The following is a 20,288-nucleotide window of genomic DNA, read 5'->3' on the forward strand; positions in this document are numbered from 1 at the left end:
CCGGACGGTACATAGTAAAACCATAAAAAATAATGAATAACCAAACGCTATTTTTCGCCCAAGTTTCACGATAGTGTTTAAAAGCCTGAATGACTCCCAAAACAGGTGAAAGCAGAAAAAAATTAAAGGCGTTATTCATATTTTCTTATTCTATATTTAAGAATTGCTGTGCAACACGCTCTATTCTGTATTGGTCAGCTTGCTCAATTTTGAATGCATTTTGGTAATCTTGATTTAGAAATTGATCGACAACTTCAGTTTTTAACCCACCAAATTTGATAGACAAAATAGGCTTTTCGATGATGGCAAAATCAATGAGTTTACTTGGTGTTTGTGTACTGCCGACATTTTCAAAATTGACTACAAAATGCATTTTACTCATTTCAAATAACAGCGCATCTCTTTTGACAATAGGTTTGAGTATAATTCTTCCTTTTGAATTTTCGATAAATGGTTCAACCATGTGCGGTGTGGTTGTATACACATGGAATTCAAATTTGATAGATTGATCAAGTGAATTCAAATAATTCAAAAACTCTGAAGGATCGCGACGACCCGGAATAAACATGCCTCCATAACCAAATATGATTTTTTCTTGATTAAGTGGTTCATTACTGCGTTGCACATCTTCAAATTTGAAACCTTGTGGAATAACGCGAATTTTAGATCTAAACTCCGGGTAATAACCATTGATTGATGCCGAAGTAGGCACCGTAATATAATCGGCCTTTCGACAAAATCTTTTCTCTAACCATCCAAAGTAGAAAGGTGGCTTAAAAGTATCGTTTTCTTGACCCATGTAGGGATCTCCGCAATCAGCTATCCATTTTTTGGCGATGGGTTTTTTTGAAGTTCTTACAGCGGCCACTCCCCAATGAATCGGATACGGAACAGCTACAGAAATCATCAAATCATAACCTGAAAATTGGCAAAGCGTCTTTTTGAGCAAAGAAATAATTTGAATGTTCGGATACTCAAAAAGCAAACTGCTGAATCTTGTAACCAACCGCCAAAATAAACGAACCAAACCAGAACCTTTGATGGTAAATGGCTTCCAAGTTATAGCGCCCATATTTTTGTATTCAATACCGTGTTTCGCACAAAACTCTGACACGTCCTCACGAGGATGGGTTAAAACAGTTACTTGATGCCCTTGTCTCACCAATTCTTTGGCAAGCTCGGTTGCTCTAAAGGAACGCGGTGAAATTTCAGGATAAAATCCGTTGGTGACGATTAATATTTTTTGAGCACTCATGTATTGAATTTATTAAAGTTTAATCAAGCAATCAACAATGCGCTCAGCGGCTTTTCCATCCCACTTTTCTGGAATTCCACCTTTTTTCCAATCTTGATTTAAGATTTTCTGCAAAGCGGGTTTGAGTGCTTTAGGATTAGTGCCAATCAATTCATTAGTTCCAATTGAAATGGTCTCCGGTCGCTCAGTATTGTCGCGCAAGGTCAAACAAGGAACGCCCATGATGGTTGTTTCTTCGGTAATTCCGCCTGAATCGGTAATGACTGCTTGGGCATGTTCAACCAAATAATTGAATTCTAAATAACCCAGAGGCTCAACAATATGCAAATGATTTGCAGTAATACCTGTTGATTGTAAAACCTTCGCCGTTCTAGGATGAATCGGAAAAATGACCGGCTTTCCGTTGGTGTTTTCAATAATTTCAGAAACCAATTGTTTTAAGTTATCCGGCTCATCAACATTGGCCGGGCGGTGAAGGGTTACAACAAAATAGGATTGAGGCTGTAACTGAAATGCGGACCAAAAATCCGGTTGTTTAAACTTAGATCGATTGGCCAAAAGTGTATCAATCATAACATTGCCCACAAAGAAAATTTTGTGCTCTTCTACACCGGCTTTTTTGAGGTTATCACCGGCCCAATGGGTTGTGGTAAAGAAATAATCTGTCAAAGCATCTGTCACTAGGCGATTAATTTCTTCAGGCATGCTCATATCAAATGAACGTATACCTGCCTCAACATGAGCCACTTTTACGTTTAATTTTTTGGCTACAATACTACAAGCCATAGTACTGGTTACATCGCCAACTACCAAAACCAAATCAGTCGGATGAGCCAAAAGTTCTTGTTCAAAGGCAACCATGATGGCGGCAGTTTGTTCAGCTTGTGTTCCACCTCCGCAATTTAAATTGATATGAGGTTCAGGAATATTGAGCTGCTGAAAAAAAGTGTGACTCATTTTTTCATCAAAATGCTGCCCTGTGTGCACTAATCGATAAGTGAGTGAAACATCAGACCTTTTGTTAATGGCATGAATGATGGGCGCAATTTTCATGAAATTAGGTCTTGCCCCAGCAATGATGGTAATTTTATTCATTTTTTGATATTATTTTGGCGGGAACCCCCGCAACAACTACATTCGACGGAAAAGATTTACTGACTACCGCACCGGCTGCTACCACTACATGGTCTCCCAAAGTGACTCCGGGCAAAATGACCGCGTTAGCACCTATCCAACAATGTTTCCCAATGATAACAGGATGGGTTGTTTTATCGTGTTTATGAAGATCTTTTTTATCGTGATTGGCCGAAATAATTTTAATGCCAGGGGCAAAAATGGTATAATCGCCAATATATATATTATTTATCCCTTGTACGTAACATCCTCCAGAATTAGCAAAATACTGAGCCACACCTTTGCCTAAATAAACGGTTTTACTGACAGTCGATGTAAAATGAACCATAAATGGAACTTCAGCATTGATGCGTAGAATTTTCTGAAAGAAAAAATTCACTAACCGAATATTGTTATTGGCCGGAGACAAGAGGTATTCCAACCAATTTGAAGGTTCATTTTTTTTCCAATTTTGATATTTAAATCTGTTGAACATAACTAATTGATCAGTTTAAAATAAACAGGAAATAACCATTTTGAAAAATTATAAACTTTGATGTATTGCTTATATTTAAAACGAAGCCCATTGGTTTCCAACTTAGAAAACCCTGCTTGTTTGAGTTTCTGAATGACCTTAAAATAAGATTTAAAATCTCTGCTGGCAATACTTGGTGAAAGGGATAAAACCACAAATTTAGCCATCACATGATGAATTAAATCCGATTGTTGATGGGTGAGTTTATTTTTTTTTCCAAAATGTTTGATATCGTCAATAGCCAAGATAAAACCATTGATAGCTTGTTCAGAATAAAATAATCTCGAATTGGTAGCTGAACCTTTTCGGGTAGTTCGCTGATAAAAAATTTCGTGATCAAAACCAACGCGCTCAGCCACAGCAAATACTTTCGCCAAAAACAAACCATCTTCTAAATACGGAACTCCTTTGGGATAATCTATTGAAAATTGGGTGAGTAGAGAGCGTTTGTAGAGCATGGCCCAGGAACGATCGGGGTCGCGAACATCATAATCCCGTGCGCGAAAATAAGCCTCTACTCCTGGATATATTTTGTCTGTAAAATTACTGTAACGGGTTTTCCACTCTGAATTTCCGTCGGCATCAAAAATTTCAAAGCCCATATACAGCACATCTAGGTTTCTACCTTCGGCTAAACTTAAAATACGCTCAAAAGTATTAGGCAACACATAATCATCCGGATCAATGGGTAAAATATAGTTTCCTTTAGCTTGGGCTATAGCATGATTACGCGCCATGGAAACCCCTTGATTTTCTTGATTTATTAGTATGATATTCGGATAAACTTGTTGCAATCCTGTAACGATAGCCGCGCTGTTATCCGGAGAACCGTCGTTGGTAACAATGATTTCGTAATCAGAAAGCGGAATATCTTGATGCTCGAGACTGCGAATGCTTTTCTCGATAAATTTTTCAACTTTATAAGCAGGAATAATAATACTTAAACGCACCATTATTGATAGAATATTTTTGATTTATTTTGTGGTAATCGCTTGTTAAAAGCATACACATATTGAAACGGATTCAAATATACTATTGCTAATTGATATAGCCTTTTAATCCATGGCTTATTTTGATTCAAACCTGCTTGCTCAAATGCTTTTGAGAAATAATATGTTTGATACTCAGAAGCGACGATTTCCCACGGCAAGTATGGATGTGCGAAGGTTTGACGAACTTTGAATGAATTAATAACCGAGGGTTTGAACAGCACTTCTTGTCCGGTATTATTAGTAGCTTTAGAGTGAATTCTGTAGCCTACCGTTGGCTCATGAAAATAGAACAATCGTTCTCCGGCCTGTGTTAGCTTTAACCACATCGGATAATCTTCAACCAATTTGTTTTCTTCATCGTAACCGCCTACTTCAAGAACGGCTTGTTTGTTCTGAAAAAAAGACGGTGTATAATGAATGCGATCTGAAAGCAACAACAATTGATATTGATCATGTGCTGTTAATTTTTCATCCATCAAATTATGTGGATAATCAAGCGGTGTGGTTTTGACATACGATTCGGGCTTAAAATAATCTTGATAAACCTTAATCTGACTAAAAACGATGCGAGCTTGTGGATTTTTGGCCACAAAATTCATATATTTTTCAATTCCGTCCGGAAGAATGATGTCATCACCGGCTATGAACTTCACGTATTCTGAAGGCGCAGCAGCGATGCTTCGGTTACAATTGGCCGAAATCCCGGTATTTTTAGAAACTGTAACCAATTCAATGCTGTGAAATCGCTCGTTAACCCGCGGTTGTGAAATCCAACTTTGAACCAACGCAACGGTGTTATCTTGAGAACAATCGTCTGAAACCACCAGTGCAATCGGGTTGTAGCTTTGATTGAAGATACTCTCGAGCGTTTCTTCGACAAAAGCGGCTGAATTGTACGTAGCTACCGCAACCGTTACCAATAGATTCATCCGGAAATGCGCGCTTTGAGGTTTAACAATATAGATTTGATGTTCATTCGCTTATTGAGTTCAACATAACACATCCCAAGGGTAATGGCTACAATAATAGCTTCAAAAAAATACGCCTGAGGGTAGCCCAAGGTATAAATGCAAACCATACACAAAGCCAACGGAATCATATCTTTAGCCAAGAGCAGATAAACATTTTTTTCAAAACTAAAGCTATATTTTACCTTAAGTACACTGAGCATCATGATGATAAATACCAGGTAACTTACCAACATAGATATACCCAAACCATCAATTCCTTTATAAGTGTAAAAACCAATATTAAACAACAACAACAGCATATTGGCTGTGATTTCTACACCCAAAAACAATTTATTGTCGCCTTTGGCTAGAATAATAAAACCCAAAACCCAAACCAAACCTTTGAGCGGTATAGCTAAAACTGCCCAAAAAATAAAGTTTTGTGCCGGCAAAAAAGAAGCACTCAATAACAATCTTATTAGTATTGGGGTGGTTGAAATAAGTAAGACCAATACGATTCCCAGAATGATTAAGACTAGTTCTGCTTGTTGATTTACTACTTGTTTCCATTGCTTTTCGTCGTGAATTAAAGCGGACAACCTCGGAAAATAATCGGTTGACATGGCAGTAAATACCATTCCTACATAACCATCAACGATAGCTAAACCAGCATTATACAAACCTACCTCAGACAAGGTTCCGGTTTTTGAAATATAACCATTCAGCGCAAAGGCAACAGCCGAGGCTAATAAATTTACTACTGTTAAACTAAGTCCAAGTTTAACCATGGGCATACCCAGATTTATGGTTTCTTGCCAACTAACTTTGACTTCGGTTAATTGTATTTTATTCTTAAAATAAAGCGATACCAAATAAGTAGCAAAAGCAGTAGCTATAATAGCAGGAACCACCCCTTTTATGCCCATGAAAAATAATATTGGCAAAGCCACCAACAAACCGGCAACGCCCCCAAATATATTAGCTTGAGCAAGATACTTGAGCTGTCTGGTTCCGCGCAACATGGTGTAAATTCCACCCATGAGTGCTCCAAAAATAAAGGTGCTGCTCAAGGCGATATATGACCAAGTATAATCGTGATTATTAAACGAAAACTGACTTAGCAAGGATGAAAATAACACCGTAATGAGAATTCCCAAGGCAGCAGTAATCCATATCCACTTTTTAAAAACTGCAAAAGTGATTTGCATTTGATGTTCGTCGCCCGAGGCATGAGCTTTTGACAAATCGCGCACAGCACTTTCGGTGAGCCCTAATGAACTTACCGTTTTAATTAAATTTAATCCCGACATAAACAAACCGTTTAAACCCATACCTGCGGTACCAATGAGCAACGCGACTGCTTTTCCGCGAATAAGTGTAACCAGTATATTAAATACTTGAACACCTCCAAAAATAGAAGTGGCTTTAAATATTGATTTGTAATGTGAGGCTTTCTCGCTCATTTCAGGCTTTAAAATGATTGATTGCGGTAATCACTTGGGTCACTTCGTCCTGAGTCATTACCGAACTAATGGGCAAACTCAAAACCGTATCGTGAATTTGATTGGTCAGTTCAAAATCAAGATGATTCATCTGGGCATACGCACCTTGTTTGTTGGGCGGAATCGGATAATGAATCAACGTTTGAATGCCACATTCGCTCAAATAGGTCTGAAGCGCATCGCGATTTGGATGACGAATCACAAACAAATGCCAAACGTGTTCCGGGTTTTCATTCGCCGAAAAACTTTTGTTCACCGGCCTCGGAAGAATCACCTCTGGATGTGTAATTTCTTGTAGATATCGCGCTGCTATATTTTTCCTGATTTGATTCTCAGTTTCAATATGCTTGATTTTGACGCTCAAAAAAGCCGCCTGAAGTTCATCTAATCGGCTGTTGAGACCAATAAATTCATTGACGTATTTTTTCTTGCTGCCGTAATTGCCCAAAGCACGCACACGCTCGACTAATTCAGCATCGTTGGTTGTTACGGCTCCGGCATCGCCCAAAGCGCCCAGATTTTTTCCTGGATAAAAACTAAAGCCCGATGCATCACCGAGGTTACCGGTTTTGACACCGTTGAAACTCGCGCCTATCGCCTGAGCATTATCTTCAATGATTTTAAGTTGATGCTTCTGCGCCAAAGCTGTCAAATCATCGCTCCAACAAACCTGACCATACAAATGCACCACCATAATGGCTTTGGTTTTGGGCGTAATATGCTTTTCAATCAAATTCAAATCAAGATTGTAACTTTCTAAAGTAGGCTCAACCAAAACCGGAACAAGCTGGTTATCAGTAATTGCCAAAACAGAAGCTATATACGTATTCGCCGGAACAATTACTTCATCGCCGGCAGCCATAACGCCCATATCAATGTAAGCTTTGAGAATCAGACGCAAAGCATCGAGTCCGTTGGCCACACCAATGGCGTGTTTTGCTCCGGTAAATTCGGCGAGTTGTTTTTCAAAAGTAGCGAGTTTATCTCCGGTCAAAAACCAACCTGAATCAATGACCTCAGCAGCTGCTTGTTTGAGCTCATCGGCATATTGCGCATTGATTTTTTGAAGATCTAAAAACTTGATCATAATCGTTGTCCTATTTTAAATAATGCTGACGGTATTATTTCTTGTCCGTCTAAACTGAGGCTTTCAATGGCCAAAGCGGTATCGGCTGTTTTGATCCAAACCGCACCTTCAGAGGTGATTAAAACCACCGCGCCGGGTACGCCTTTAGAGTGCATAAATCCGGAAATCATTGAAAGTTTGTTGATTTCGTATAAAGTGTTGTTGTATTTGAGTTTGAAACCCGTTCCCAAAGGGCGAGCAAAAACCATATTCCGCCCTATAAAATCTTGTGTTGGCTTGTTCCAATCGGTAATGATGCCGTCTTCGGGAACCAGCGGACAAGCATATATAAACGAAGCGCCTTCTTGGCTTTGCGGTTGTATTTTTCGTTGTAGAATGTCTTCAACTTTATGCGCTAGATTTTGCTCCATATCTGTTTTCATCGCTTGCTTGGCGTGAAAATACGTTTGATTGGGCTGGATTTCATAGCCGAACTTATAATAAATATCACCATCGTCTAGCTTGTCGTTGATGGCGTGTACAGTATAACCAACGGTATAATCGCCATTGAGAATTGACCATGAATTGGCATTGTTTCCGCGATAAACGGGCAACAATCCCATGTGAATGTTGAGCAAAAACTCAGTGCGAACCTCATCAACCGGAATAATCTTGTTGTAATTATAAACGATGATGGCTTGCGGCTGAAGCTCATTGGCTTGTGCAAAATCTAATATCGGGAGTTGATGTTCTTCTAAAAACGCATAAAAAAACGGAAACTTCGCACGTCGGTGATAATCGGGTACCACGCCTAAAACATCAAAACGACTTTCAAGCCAATGATACAAATCAATCATCGGCTGACCGAATCCGGCCAAAACAATTTTGGGTTTAGACATTTGCAAAATTTTGTTGATAATAATGAATTACTTGAATGAAGTAATCGATATCCGTTGTATTTAAATGTTGATGGCACGGAATAAAAAAAGCATCTTCACCATAAAAAACGCTGCTTTGAATTCCGTGATTGGCCAAAAAAACTTTCAGTGCCGGTAAATCTTTGATTTGATGATGATTGTTGAGCATAAGTACAGAAGGCACAACTGAATCAGAACTTTCAAATCTCAAACTGAATCCCATCTTTTGAAACGCTTCGGCCGCATATTGAAAATTGTCTTTGCGTTGGGCTATAATCGAATCGTTTTGAGACAAATAATGCGATAATGTTTTTTCAATATATACTTGCTCGTTATGATTTAACTCAGTGGTGAACGGTTGTGAAAATACTTGATTTGAAACGAGCAATCCTCCTATTTGTATCGGAAAAAATTTCGGAAAACTATAAGTGGTAAAATTGCCGTACTGCCCTACTTTATGCGCTGTATCTTGGCTAAAAAAAGTAGTACAACAATCTTCAATAATGGGCAACCCCAAAGCTAAGATTTCTTGCATTTTCGGGTGCGGATAACCAAACTCATGGTTGACAATGATGACTTTGGTATCATGCGTGACGGTTCGGTTCCACTGACAAAATTCTTCGATGGTTTTGGTCACACAAGAACTGATGTAAAAATTCTCAGAAGTGGTCAAAATCGTCACCACATCAAGCGGTTTGAGGTGGTACTGTTGGAGCGCCAAACGAATAGCTTCACGACCGTTAAAAGTAAACATCCACTTATTTTGACCGAATCTGTTATCAAAATAATTCTGGGCGAAATTACTTTCAGTGTATTGCGTATTCTGAGCCAAATGACACGTCTGAAAAGGGCTGATTCTATAAGCCGGTAACAAAAACGGGTCAGGATTCAGTACAAACATTAGTTCAAATCTTTATAAAATTCGGTTTTGATGCCGATACTGCAACCAATACTTTCTTTAAATTCACACAAACCGTGGTTCGGAATTGAATTCTCGGTGGACGGCCCAATATCAATGAGGCGAATACCTTGTTTTTGGTAGTATTCAAACAAATGATAGGATAAGAAATTCATGGTTTTACATTCGGCATAAGCCGGTAAATCGCCCCAATAAACTACTTGAACAATGCCATCGGCCACGTGAAAAACAACCGCTGCGGCTATATCATCTCTTTCTTTTTTGACCAAGAAAAAATCAACTTGAACCGCCGTCATGGTTTCTTGAACTTGCACCCAAGTCATTCTGAGCGGAAAACCTCTTTGTTGTCGGTTGAGCGCAATGATATCATAAGCTTGCTGACCATCTTGTGCAGAAAGCGGAATAAATTCAAGACCGGCTTGCAAGGAACGTTTGTAGTTTTTTCGGGCATTATACCAAAGAACTTTCATCACATAATCTTCGGTAAATTTTGCAGTTTCAAACTGATAATTGAGTTCAATATTTTGGCTGACAAAGCCGCTTCGGTACAAACAATTGTGGAATTTATTGAGTAAATCTGAACCGTAAATAAACGGCGGTTGTACGATGCGAATGCCGATATAGTTTTTAGATTTTGCCCAAGCGGTTAAAGCTTCAAGCGCCAAATCAATGGTTTGCAGCCGAACATCAACCGAGGTTGCTTCAAATCCGCCGAAGGGCGCAGAAAAAGGCGAAATTAATTTGCCTTCGCGAACGCCTAAAATCAATCCTAATCGGACTTTGGAATCTTTGAAAATCAAATAATAAACTTGCTCACATTTGTAGGCATTGAGCGCATTAAAAGCCGCCGAATTAAACACATGCGACGGTTGAGCAAAATTTTGCCCGTATAATTGATCGTTTACTTCGATGATTTCCATTGCGTAAACTGATTGTAATCTCTAAAATAATCGGCCTCATCATATTTGTGTGAAGCCAAAACAAAACAAATTGAGCCGCTCGAAAAATTGTCTAATTCGCGCCACAATCCCGAAGGCATATACACGCCCATATTCGGTCTTGAAAGGTGAAAGGTGCGCTTGACTTTTCCGTCATCGACAATCAAATCAAAACTACCGCTCAGAGCAACGATAAGCTGTTGTAACTCAGCGTGCCCGTGTCCGCCACGACTAAAACCACCCGGAACATCATATAAATAATACACCCGCTGCACATCAAACGGTACTTCTTGGCTGTTGCTCACGGCCGTTAGGTTTCCGTTGGCTTGATGATTAATGGGCAAAGTAACCATCGTGCAATCATAAACGGTTGATTTTTTCATAGCCTTAAGAAATCAAAAATTGAGGATAATCGCGGATGTAGTCTTCTTCAGAAAAATCGGCACTTGACAAATGAACCGAAACCGAATTAGTAGAAAAATTCTCTAAATGGCGCCAATGCATTGGTGGAATATACAACGCTGAATACGATCGATTTAAAACAAAACGCTTGGTTTCACCTTGTTGATTCACCACCACAATATCAATACTTCCGCTGATGACAATGATGATTTCTTCTTGTGTTTTGTATGCGTGACCACCTCTGGTTTCTCCGCCCGGAACGTCATAAATCCAAAAAACACGCTTGATGTCAAATGGAATATGTTCTGGATTTTGCATAAAAGACAAGTTCCCTCGCGCATCGGCGATTTTGGGCAACTCAATAATATGCGGTGTTGTGAAGTTTTCAGTGTTCATATCCAACGGTTATTGATATTGTTGGTCGTAGTATTTTTGGTAATTTCCGCTGGTAACACTCTCGAGCCAATCTGTATTTTGCAAATACCAATCAATGGTTTGGCTCAAGCCTTCTTCAAAAGTAACCGATGGTTTCCAGCCAAGTTCTTTGTTGATTTTGTTCGCATCAATCGCATAGCGCAAATCGTGGCCCGGTCGGTCTTTAACATAAGTAATCAATTGAGCAGAAGTGCCTTCTGGTCGACCGAGTTTTTCATCCATTTTTTGACAAAGCAAATGAACCAAATCTATATTTTGCCATTCGTTGAAGCCGCCAATATTATATGTTTCATGATTTTTTCCTTCGTGAAAAACCAAATCAATGGCTACGGCATGATCAATGACGTAGAGCCAATCACGCGTATATTTTCCGTCACCATACACCGGAAGCGGTTTGTTGTTGATGATGTTATTGATCATGAGCGGAATGAGTTTCTCCGGAAAATGGTTCGGCCCATAATTGTTTGAACAATTGGTAATAACATACGGCAAACCATAAGTTTCACCATAAGCACGAACAAAGTGATCTGATGCTGCTTTTGAAGCAGAATAAGGTGAATTCGGACTATAAGGCGTGGTTTCGGTAAACAATCCTTCGGCGCCTAAAGTTCCGTAAACTTCATCTGTGCTGATGTGGTAGAAACGTTTGCCTTGTTTATTGTCTTTCCAGATTTCGCGAACCGCATTGAGCAAATTCATAGTTCCGATGACATTGGTTCTGACAAAAGCGAGCGGATCGGTAATAGAACGATCAACATGAGATTCTGCGGCCAAATGCAAGACACCGTCAAACTGATGCTTAACAAACAAATCATTGACAAAATCAGCATCAGTGATGTCACCTTTTATGAATTCGTAGTTGGCTGATGACTCGATATCGGCAATATTCTCAAGATTTCCGGCATAAGTAAGTGCGTCGAGATTGTAGATTTTATATTCCGGATATCGATTTACAAATCGTCTGACTACATGCGAACCGATAAATCCTGCGCCACCGGTAATGAGTATTTTTTTCATGATGTTAAAAACTGAAAACGCTTAAACAATGATTTTAGGCGTAAGGTTTGGATTTATTTTGTTTTTTAGGAATGGCTCCGCCCCATCAGTCCCATTTTTGGCACTAACGAGGTAATTTATTTATTTGTTTTTTTACAGTTCTTCTCGATGAAGTGTAATCAATACACCCAGCTCACTCAGAACTAACTGCAAACTATTTTTATTCAGTTGGCGAATCATTCCTTCTTTGCCTTGGAATGGTCCAGCAGGAATCGATATCACATCCCCTATTTTATAAGCGCTAACCTCATACGAAGCTAATGCATTTTGAAGATGCTCTTGGAGCGCTTCAATTTCTTCATCGCGAACTACCGCAGGTCTTCCGAGCCAATAAACATAGCGAACCACTCCGCTGACTTGAAAAACCAAGTTCCTCTCTTTCTCATCCAATCGAACAAAAACATAAGAACTCAATAAAGGTTCTTGTATCTTTTTTTTTCGGTCAGACCATTGCTTGATGGTAGTTACCAAAGGGCAATAAACTTCAACACCCATTTGCGCCAACCGTTCGGCTACTTTTTTTTCTGTTCGGGGTTTAGTATAGAGCACAAACCAATTCATCGCAATATGCTTAAGCTGATTCGTAGATAACCAAACCGTCTCCGACATAGGTTTCTGCTAGATTAAACTGAACCTTGCGCTTGATTTCTTTTTCTACTTTGGCCCTGAGTTGTTCAATGTATTTCGAATCTAATTGTTCTCCAACTAAAATCACTTGAATTAATCCGCTGTCAATGCCTTTAGCATAGTCGCCAATAACGACTACTTTTTGCACTCGTCCCATACGCTGCAAAACAAGTTCAACCAGCGCATCTAAACCGATATGCTGGCGAACAATTTGCTGTAAAACACTAAATAATGGGTGTTTGGTATTGGCCTTGTATAAGACCTTATTTTGAAGGGATTCCTTTTTTAGATAACCTGCCTCCTGAAGATTATTGAGCTCTTTTCGGATGGCATTGGTAGATTCGTTGAGTTCTTCTGCTAAACCTCTAAGATATCCGTCGTTGGCTACATTGATAAAAAATTTAACAAGTATGCGCAGCCGAGTCTTGGAAGTGATTAAAGTTTCGAGCATTAAATTCGAATTAAAAATCGAGTAACAAAAGTACTCGAATTATTTCAATCACTAAAATTAAAATAAAATTTTAATTAAGCCAAGAAAGGTTGATAAATCTTAAAAAAATCTTAATATGCGCTTCCTACTGAGCTAAAAACGAAACCAATTTCTTTCATTTTCTTAGCGTCTAAAATATTTCTACCGTCAAAAACAAAGGCAGGCTTATGCATGCTGTCAAAAATTCGTTTCCAATCATAGTTCTTAAATTCATCCCACTCGGTGAGAACAGCTATGGCGTGCGAACCTTTGCATGCTTCATACGGATCTTGATAAACAGTGACATTTTTATCAATATTTGAAAGCTCATTTGTTGCAGAATATGCTAAGTCATATCGGACTTGTTTTTCACCAACCTTTGGGTCAAATACTGCTACTTTGGCCTGCTCAAGCAATAAATAATCTGCTACATCAATAGCTGCGGATTCACGAGTATCATTGGTGTCTTTCTTGAAAGCCCAGCCTAAAAAGGCGATTTTTTTTCCTGAAACGGTATTATATAACGTTTGTACAATTTTGTGGGCAAATCTTCTTTTTTGATGATCATTCATAATAACCACTTGCTCCCAATAATCAGCTACTTCGTCTAGTCCGTATGATTTTGCAATGTATACCAAGTTTAGAATATCTTTTTGAAAACATGAACCGCCAAATCCTACAGATGCCTTTAAGAATTTTGAACCTATACGACTGTCCATTCCAATAGCTCTGGCTACTTCATTGACATCAGCGCCTGTTTTTTCACATACTTCAGAAAGCGCATTTATAGAAGATACGCGCTGCGCTAAAAAGGCATTAGCAGTTAACTTGGACAATTCAGAAGACCATAAATTTGTAGTTAATATTTTGTCTCTTGATACCCAATTGGCATATATTTCAACCAAAGATTCTATAGCTTGAGCATCATTGCCGCCAATGAGCACGCGATCAGGGTTTAATAAATCTTCAACAGCAGTGCCTTCAGCAAGAAATTCAGGATTTGACAAAATCTGAAATTGTACTCCATTACCAGTATTGTCTAAAATATTCTTAACTGCCTCAGCTGTCCTAACCGGAAGCGTTGACTTTTCAACAACAATTTTATTATCCTTCGCAACAGAGGCAATCTGTCGAGCACACAATTCAATATACTTCAAATCAGCAGCCATGCCTTTTCCCAATCCGTACGTTTTGGTTGGCGTATTAACTGATATGAAAATCATTTGCGCCTCATCAATACCCTTTTCAACTTCGGTAGTAAAAAATAAATTTCTACCGCGGGCTTCACCAACCATATCACTTAAACCAGGCTCAAAAATCGGAATATTATTTACATCCGGATCGTTCCATGCAGCGATTCTCTCTTCATTTAAATCAACAACAGTAACTTTGATATGAGGGCATTTTTGGGCAATAATGGCCATTGTTGGGCCTCCAACATAACCGGCTCCGATACAACAAATTGAAGTAATTTTCATAGTTCTAAATTATAGTTTACCATCAGCTACATTACCTAAAATTCCTTTTACATCATATAAAACAGCATTTTCTTTTTTAATTTTTTTATAGTCTAAGTTGGCAAATACATCGTGTGCCACACCCAAAACAACGGCATCAAACTGATCTTTTGGACACTCTGAATTGGTGATCAAACCATATTCGTGCTTGACTTCATCTGGGCTTGCCCATGGATCGTAAATACTTACTTGAATTCCGTAATCAGCTAATGAAGAAATAACATCAACTATCTTGGTGTTGCGAACATCAGGACAGTTTTCTTTAAAAGTAATTCCCAACATTAAAAGCTTTGCGCCATTGACAACAACACCTTTTTTAATCATGAGTTTAACCACTTGTGAAGCTACATATTCACCCATACTATCATTGAGCCTACGACCTGCCAAAATAATCTCAGGATGATAACCAACCTCTTGTGCTTTTTGTGCTAAATAATAAGGATCTACTCCGATACAATGTCCACCCACAAGCCCCGGTTTAAACGGAAGAAAATTCCATTTGGTTCCTGCCGCTTGTAGTACTGCATGGGTGTCAATTCCGAGCAAATTAAATATTTTTGAAAGCTCATTCACAAAAGCAATATTGATATCTCTTTGAGAATTTTCAATAACCTTAGCAGCTTCGGCTACTTTAATGGTTGGTGCCAAATGAGTTCCGGCAGTGATAACCGATTTATATAAGTCATTAACTTTTTTACCAACCTCAGGAGTTGAACCCGCTGTTACTTTGAGAATTTTTTCAACTGTATGTTGTTTATCACCAGGATTAATGCGCTCCGGAGAATAACCTGCAAAAAAATCAACGTTAAACTTGAGCCCGCTTACACGTTCTAGCACAGGTACACATTCTTCTTCGGTAACGCCAGGATAAACCGTTGATTCATAAATAACGATATCACCTTTTTTAAGCACCTTTCCAACTGTTTCACTCGATTTGTACAATGGAGTTAAATCAGGACGATTGTTTTTGTCAACCGGTGTCGGCACAGTCACTATATAGTAAGTACAATCCCGAATATCATCTAAAGAAGTACTGCACAACAAACCTAAAGCAAGTGCATCATCTGATTTTTGTTTAAGCACCGATTGTAATAATTCGGCTTCAACTTCAAGTGTACTATCAACACCAAGATTGAGCTCGTCAACCCTACTTTGATTGATGTCAAAACCTACTACCGAATATTGGGTAGCAAACAATCTTGCTAGCGGCAAGCCTACATAGCCTAATCCAATTACTGCTATTTTCATTTATATAATTGTTATAATCTGTATTATTTTAAATTTTCCCAATACCATTGAACTGCTTGGTTTACGCCTTCTTGTAAGGAGAACTTAGGATCATAACCCAATAGTTCTTTGGCTTTGTCAATACTAGCCAACGAATGCGGGATATCACCTGCTCGATTAGGTCCGTAAACAACTTCAACCTCAGCAATTTTAGCATCAAAGCTTGACAAAGCTGATTTCAAGTATCCAACCAAATCATTAAGTGTTGTTCTATCGCCAAAAGCGGCATTAAAAACGGTATTGACAGCCTGCGGATTTTGTGTTAACATAGCCCGTTCATTGATTTGCACTATGTTATCAATATAGGTAAAATCACGAGAATAATTCCCATCACCATTAATAATAGGGCTTTCGTGTTTCATGAATTGCATCACAAATTTTGGTATCACAGCCGCATAGGCTCCGTTTGGGTCTTGCTTTCGTCCAAAAACGTTAAAATATCTCAATCCGATGGTTTCTAAACCATATACTTTATAAAAAATATCAGCATATAATTCGTTTACATATTTGGTGATGGCATAAGGAGATAAAGGCTTTCCAATAACATGCTCAACTTTAGGCAAGGATTCAGAATCACCATATGTTGAAGAACTCGCTGCGTAAATAAATCTTTCCACTTGAGCATCACGGGCCGCTACAAGCATATTCAAAAAACCTGAGACATTTACCTCATTTGAAGTAATAGGATCATTAATAGAACGCGGAACCGATCCTAATGCTGCTTGGTGCAATACATAATCTGCATTTTGAACTGCCTTTTTACAGTCGTTTAAATTTCTAATATCCCCTTCAATTAAAGTAAAATTTGGATGTTGGATTACTGCGTTTAGATTATGTCGATGACCTGTTGCGAAGTTATCTAAACAAACTACCTGATGCCCTTTTGCAATAAAATGCTCACAAAGATTTGATCCGATAAATCCGGCACCACCGGTAATAGTTATTTTGTAGACTTCTTTGGTTGACATGATCGCTTATTGTTTTTTTCGTCTAAAAATGGACAAAATTTTCTCAAAAATATTCTTTGGCTTATCATCTTCATGATAACCGTTTCCGTAGTTTCCGTAACCATAACCATAACCGTAACCGTAACCATAGCCATAACCTGTTCCATATTTGGCTTTGTTTTCAAAACCGTTCAGAATGATACTGATATTTTCAAGCTCACCCCGTTTAAATCGGTTGTTAAGCAAAGTAACCATGTCTTTCTTGGTATAATTCTGACGCATGATATACAGCGTTAAATCGGCATATTCAGCCAGCTCAATTGCATCAGAAACCAAACCAACAGGCGGTGTATCAAGAATAATGTAATCGTAACGCGATTTGAGCTCTTGCATAAAATCACGCATACTTTGCCCGATGATTAACTCTGAAGGATTAGGCGGAATTGGCCCAGAGGTAACCACATCCAAATATGGAATATGTGTTTTTTGAATAACCTCATCAATGTTTTTTTGGCCGATGAGATAATTGACCACACCTACATCATTCTTAATATTGAAATCTTCAAAGATTTTTGGTTTACGCAAATCAAGACCAACTATAACGGTATTGCGCTCACTCATGGCAAAAACCGTGGCCAAATTTAACGAACAGAAAGTTTTACCTTCACCACTGATGGACGAGGTGAGCATCAAAGTTTTTGAACCGGATATGTCTTTCTTTTTATACATGAACTGCAAAGAAGAACGAACTGCTCTAAACGATTCTGACAAAGCCGATTTTGGTTTTTCAAAAACCGAAAGATTTGAACTGGTATATTTTAGCCCAACTACACCAATAAGTGGGATATTGGTTAGTCGACTAATATCTTCTGTATTGAGAATTGAATTTTCTAAAAAGAAAATAACAAAAACAATAAGCAAAGGAATCAACAACCCGAGAAAAGTTGCCAAAACATAATTTACACTGGTATTCGGACCAATAAGCCCTCCGCCAGTATCTTTGGCGGTATCAATAAAATGAATATCTGATAAATTGGCCGCTTTGACAATTTCGGCCTCGTTTCGTTTTTGTAAAAAATTATTGTAAATATTGTCGCTCAAATCATATTTGCGCAATATCTTGAGGTATTCTTGTTTGTCTTCAGGCAGTTTTTTGATATCACCCTCAATCTTACCGATTTTGTTGTTCACCAAACTCAAATCGTATTTTAAAGAACTTGTTAATGAAGCAATATTTTCAAGCAAAACAGATTTCATAGATTCCATCTGCATGTCAAAGTCTTTAAAAATGCGCTCACTTTTAACCGAGTAGGCCAATTGTGATCGCTGAATTGATAATTCAATCAACTTTGAAACGTTGGCCAAAATATTCGGATCTTCAATACCCGCAACAGTTGGTGCCGGAAGTTTTGAATAATCTGCATTGTTCCTGAGGTAACTCTTGAGTGTATTGCAATAGGCAATTTTACGAGCAATTAAATCTTTTTCTACATCATAATTCATGAGTTGACCCGACATACTTGAGCCTTCTTCTTGAATAGCCAAAATGTTTTTGTTGCTGTTAAAAGATTTGAGTTGATCACCGGTAACTTTGAGTTGATCTCCTAATGAAACCAATGTACTGTCAATAAATTCAATCGTATTGGTGGCAAATTGATTCTTGCGATCTAATTGAACTTTGATGAGCATTTTGACGGTCTCATTGAGATAATCTTCCATGCGTTTTTTGTTCGTTCCTTGTAGGGAAAGCCTCAAAATTGAAGGTGCCTTCTGATCAATATCAACTTTGATTCCTTGGTAACGAGCCACTGTTTCATCAAAGTCTTTGAATCGAATATAGTATTCATTGCCTTTATAAAATCCGGGATTGTCTTTAATTTCAAGAACAAAATTCATGAAAGGCAAATTCACGCGTTGACCTGTGCGATAACGCTTTTTAAATTCACCGGGAACTACTGCTGTTTGACTTTTAGAGTTATCTGTATAATTGACCAAGTTTACGCTTTTTCCTTCAAAGGGAATGTCAATATAATATTCTGATTCTGTGATGAATTTAATTTTCATCAAAGTTTCATACAACTGTGGTTTGCTTGGATCAACGGTTACATAAAACGGAACTCTTCCGTAAGCGTCTTGGTAGTTGTATTTTCCTTTTTCAAGATAATCCACGTAATAATGTAACTTATTCACCACCAATTCATTATGCGAACGAGAACGCATAGTATTGGATATATTCTGAACTTGGTCTGAAGTTCCTCCCCAATTAAAAACCAAACTCGTATTGGTGGTAAAAAACGGATTATTTTCTTCTTTGATGGCAATAGAAGTTTCCATTTGATACACTTTTTCTTTGCGAATATTGACCTGATGTGCAATAGTAAAAGTGATGATTAATGACAATATAAACCATTTCCAGTAGCTGGTGATTTTGATTAAAAAGCCTTTGAAGTCAAAGCTATTCTGACTCTCAAAAAACGAAAAATCTTTGGTATCAATCATGGTTTAGTTGCTTCTTAAAAGGATCAATGATGTGGTAATCAACGTAAGAACTGACAAAACGGTTGAAAGTGATTCTATACCCGTTTTTCCGGTGCCCCAAGATTTTTGTTTGAGTGGTTTAATATAAATATAATCATTGGGTTTGATGTAATAATAAGGCGATTTCATGGCAGTCACATCAGTCAGATCTAAATCGTGCATTTCATATCCTGATGGCGTTTGACGAATCACTGTTACGTTGTGTCGGTCACCGGTCATGGTGATATCACCAGCATTGGCAATGGCTTCCATGATGTTAAGCTTATCAACATACAAAACTTTACTCCCCGGAGCATTTACCTCGCCGTTGATGGTATATCTAAAACCAGATAATTTAACCGTAACAAAAATATTAGCTTCTTTATTAAAGTATTCTTTGAGCAATCGGTCTTCAATATGCAAACGCACTTCATCAAGAGTTTTACCTAAAACATTAACTTCCTCAAGTATGGGCATTCGGATATTTCCGTGATCATCAACCGAAAAGCCATCGTAATACAAGGCTGTTTCTGTTCGGTTGCCTTCCAAAACTTGATTCTTAGGCGAAAAAATCTCAACCAATTTAGGATCGTTAGCTTTGATTGAAATTGTAATAATATCAGAGATTTGCAATCGATATGGTTTCGAAGCTATCTGATTAACCTCTGTACTTTCTTGTTGTGATCCCTTTTTTTGAAGATATATTAAATCTTTAGTCGGTACACATGAGGAGAGTAATAACCCAAAACCAATAAGTACCAACAATAAGCGCTTGTTCATGCTGTTGTAAAAATTTAGCCAACAAAGATAATTTTTATGGCGGAATAACAAAAAAGAACCCACT

General features: G+C 38.2%; 20 protein-coding genes. All 20 read right to left on the reverse strand.

Annotated features, from left to right (window positions below; all coding sequences use genetic code 11):
- Positions 1-145: 145 nt before the first annotated feature.
- The 20 genes from KIH23_RS03935 to KIH23_RS04030 all read right to left on the reverse strand — a co-directional run bounded on the left by KIH23_RS03935 (position 146) and on the right by KIH23_RS04030 (position 20,224).
- Complete coding sequence (locus KIH23_RS03935) at positions 146-1,255, reverse strand: glycosyltransferase (protein WP_213211364.1); 1,110 nt, start codon at positions 1,253-1,255, stop codon at positions 146-148.
- 12 nt (positions 1,256-1,267) lie between these two features.
- Positions 1,268-2,350, reverse strand: coding sequence for a non-hydrolyzing UDP-N-acetylglucosamine 2-epimerase (gene wecB / locus KIH23_RS03940; RefSeq protein WP_213211365.1), 1,083 nt, complete (start codon positions 2,348-2,350; stop codon positions 1,268-1,270).
- The gene (locus KIH23_RS03945; RefSeq protein ID WP_213211366.1) at positions 2,343-2,864 is read right to left on the reverse strand and encodes an acyltransferase; all 522 of its coding nucleotides are present in this window, start codon (positions 2,862-2,864) and stop codon (positions 2,343-2,345) included. The genes wecB and KIH23_RS03945 overlap by 8 nt, the downstream gene beginning before the upstream one ends.
- 2 nt (positions 2,865-2,866) lie before the next feature.
- Positions 2,867-3,856 (reverse strand): glycosyltransferase family 2 protein, encoded by a 990-nt coding sequence (locus KIH23_RS03950; protein WP_213211367.1) that lies wholly within the window; start codon positions 3,854-3,856, stop codon positions 2,867-2,869.
- Positions 3,856-4,824, reverse strand: a complete 969-nt coding sequence (locus KIH23_RS03955) for a glycosyltransferase family 2 protein (protein ID WP_213211368.1) — start codon at positions 4,822-4,824, stop codon at positions 3,856-3,858. Before KIH23_RS03955 ends, KIH23_RS03950 begins: the two co-directional genes overlap by 1 nt.
- The gene (locus tag KIH23_RS03960; RefSeq protein ID WP_213211369.1) at positions 4,821-6,308 is read right to left on the reverse strand and encodes an oligosaccharide flippase family protein; all 1,488 of its coding nucleotides are present in this window, start codon (positions 6,306-6,308) and stop codon (positions 4,821-4,823) included. The genes KIH23_RS03955 and KIH23_RS03960 overlap by 4 nt, the downstream gene beginning before the upstream one ends.
- Position 6,309: 1 nt before the next feature.
- On the reverse strand, positions 6,310-7,434 hold the full coding sequence (locus KIH23_RS03965) for a DegT/DnrJ/EryC1/StrS family aminotransferase (RefSeq protein WP_213211370.1): 1,125 nt from the start codon (positions 7,432-7,434) through the stop codon (positions 6,310-6,312).
- Positions 7,431-8,312: a formyltransferase family protein gene (locus KIH23_RS03970; RefSeq protein WP_213211371.1), complete on the reverse strand. Its 882-nt coding sequence runs from the start codon at positions 8,310-8,312 to the stop codon at positions 7,431-7,433. Before KIH23_RS03970 ends, KIH23_RS03965 begins: the two co-directional genes overlap by 4 nt.
- A complete protein-coding gene (locus KIH23_RS03975) occupies positions 8,305-9,084 on the reverse strand; it encodes a DegT/DnrJ/EryC1/StrS family aminotransferase (RefSeq protein ID WP_213211372.1) in 780 nt (259 codons plus the stop codon). Before KIH23_RS03975 ends, KIH23_RS03970 begins: the two co-directional genes overlap by 8 nt.
- Positions 9,085-9,230: 146 nt before the next feature.
- Complete coding sequence (locus tag KIH23_RS03980) at positions 9,231-10,169, reverse strand: hypothetical protein (protein ID WP_213211373.1); 939 nt, start codon at positions 10,167-10,169, stop codon at positions 9,231-9,233.
- A complete protein-coding gene (locus KIH23_RS03985; protein WP_213211374.1) occupies positions 10,151-10,570 on the reverse strand; it encodes a sugar 3,4-ketoisomerase in 420 nt (139 codons plus the stop codon). The genes KIH23_RS03980 and KIH23_RS03985 overlap by 19 nt, the downstream gene beginning before the upstream one ends.
- 4 nt (positions 10,571-10,574) lie before the next feature.
- The gene (locus KIH23_RS03990; RefSeq protein ID WP_213211375.1) at positions 10,575-10,985 is read right to left on the reverse strand and encodes a sugar 3,4-ketoisomerase; all 411 of its coding nucleotides are present in this window, start codon (positions 10,983-10,985) and stop codon (positions 10,575-10,577) included.
- Positions 10,986-10,994: 9 nt separating this feature from the next.
- Complete coding sequence (rfbB, locus tag KIH23_RS03995; protein ID WP_213211376.1) at positions 10,995-12,041, reverse strand: dTDP-glucose 4,6-dehydratase; 1,047 nt, start codon at positions 12,039-12,041, stop codon at positions 10,995-10,997.
- A gap of 132 nt (positions 12,042-12,173) precedes the next feature.
- Positions 12,174-12,689 carry a UpxY family transcription antiterminator gene (locus tag KIH23_RS04000; RefSeq protein WP_249684772.1) on the reverse strand — a complete coding sequence of 172 codons (516 nt, stop codon included), beginning with the start codon at positions 12,687-12,689 and terminating at the stop codon, positions 12,174-12,176.
- Positions 12,652-13,158 carry an ArsR family transcriptional regulator gene (locus KIH23_RS04005; protein WP_213211377.1) on the reverse strand — a complete coding sequence of 169 codons (507 nt, stop codon included), beginning with the start codon at positions 13,156-13,158 and terminating at the stop codon, positions 12,652-12,654. Before KIH23_RS04005 ends, KIH23_RS04000 begins: the two co-directional genes overlap by 38 nt.
- A gap of 110 nt (positions 13,159-13,268) precedes the next feature.
- The gene (locus tag KIH23_RS04010; protein ID WP_213211378.1) at positions 13,269-14,654 is read right to left on the reverse strand and encodes a UDP-glucose 6-dehydrogenase; all 1,386 of its coding nucleotides are present in this window, start codon (positions 14,652-14,654) and stop codon (positions 13,269-13,271) included.
- Positions 14,655-14,663: 9 nt separating this feature from the next.
- The gene (locus tag KIH23_RS04015; protein WP_213211379.1) at positions 14,664-15,941 is read right to left on the reverse strand and encodes a nucleotide sugar dehydrogenase; all 1,278 of its coding nucleotides are present in this window, start codon (positions 15,939-15,941) and stop codon (positions 14,664-14,666) included.
- A 23-nt stretch (positions 15,942-15,964) separates the two neighbouring features.
- Positions 15,965-16,948: an SDR family oxidoreductase gene (locus KIH23_RS04020; RefSeq protein WP_213211380.1), complete on the reverse strand. Its 984-nt coding sequence runs from the start codon at positions 16,946-16,948 to the stop codon at positions 15,965-15,967.
- A gap of 6 nt (positions 16,949-16,954) precedes the next feature.
- Positions 16,955-19,426 carry an exopolysaccharide transport family protein gene (locus KIH23_RS04025; protein WP_213211381.1) on the reverse strand — a complete coding sequence of 824 codons (2,472 nt, stop codon included), beginning with the start codon at positions 19,424-19,426 and terminating at the stop codon, positions 16,955-16,957.
- 3 nt (positions 19,427-19,429) lie between these two features.
- The gene (locus KIH23_RS04030; RefSeq protein ID WP_213211382.1) at positions 19,430-20,224 is read right to left on the reverse strand and encodes a polysaccharide biosynthesis/export family protein; all 795 of its coding nucleotides are present in this window, start codon (positions 20,222-20,224) and stop codon (positions 19,430-19,432) included.
- Between the last annotated feature and the right edge of the window lie 64 nt (positions 20,225-20,288).

Source organism: Flavobacterium sp. CYK-55 (assembly GCF_018413465.1).
Taxonomy (GTDB): Bacteria; Bacteroidota; Bacteroidia; order Flavobacteriales; family Flavobacteriaceae; genus Flavobacterium.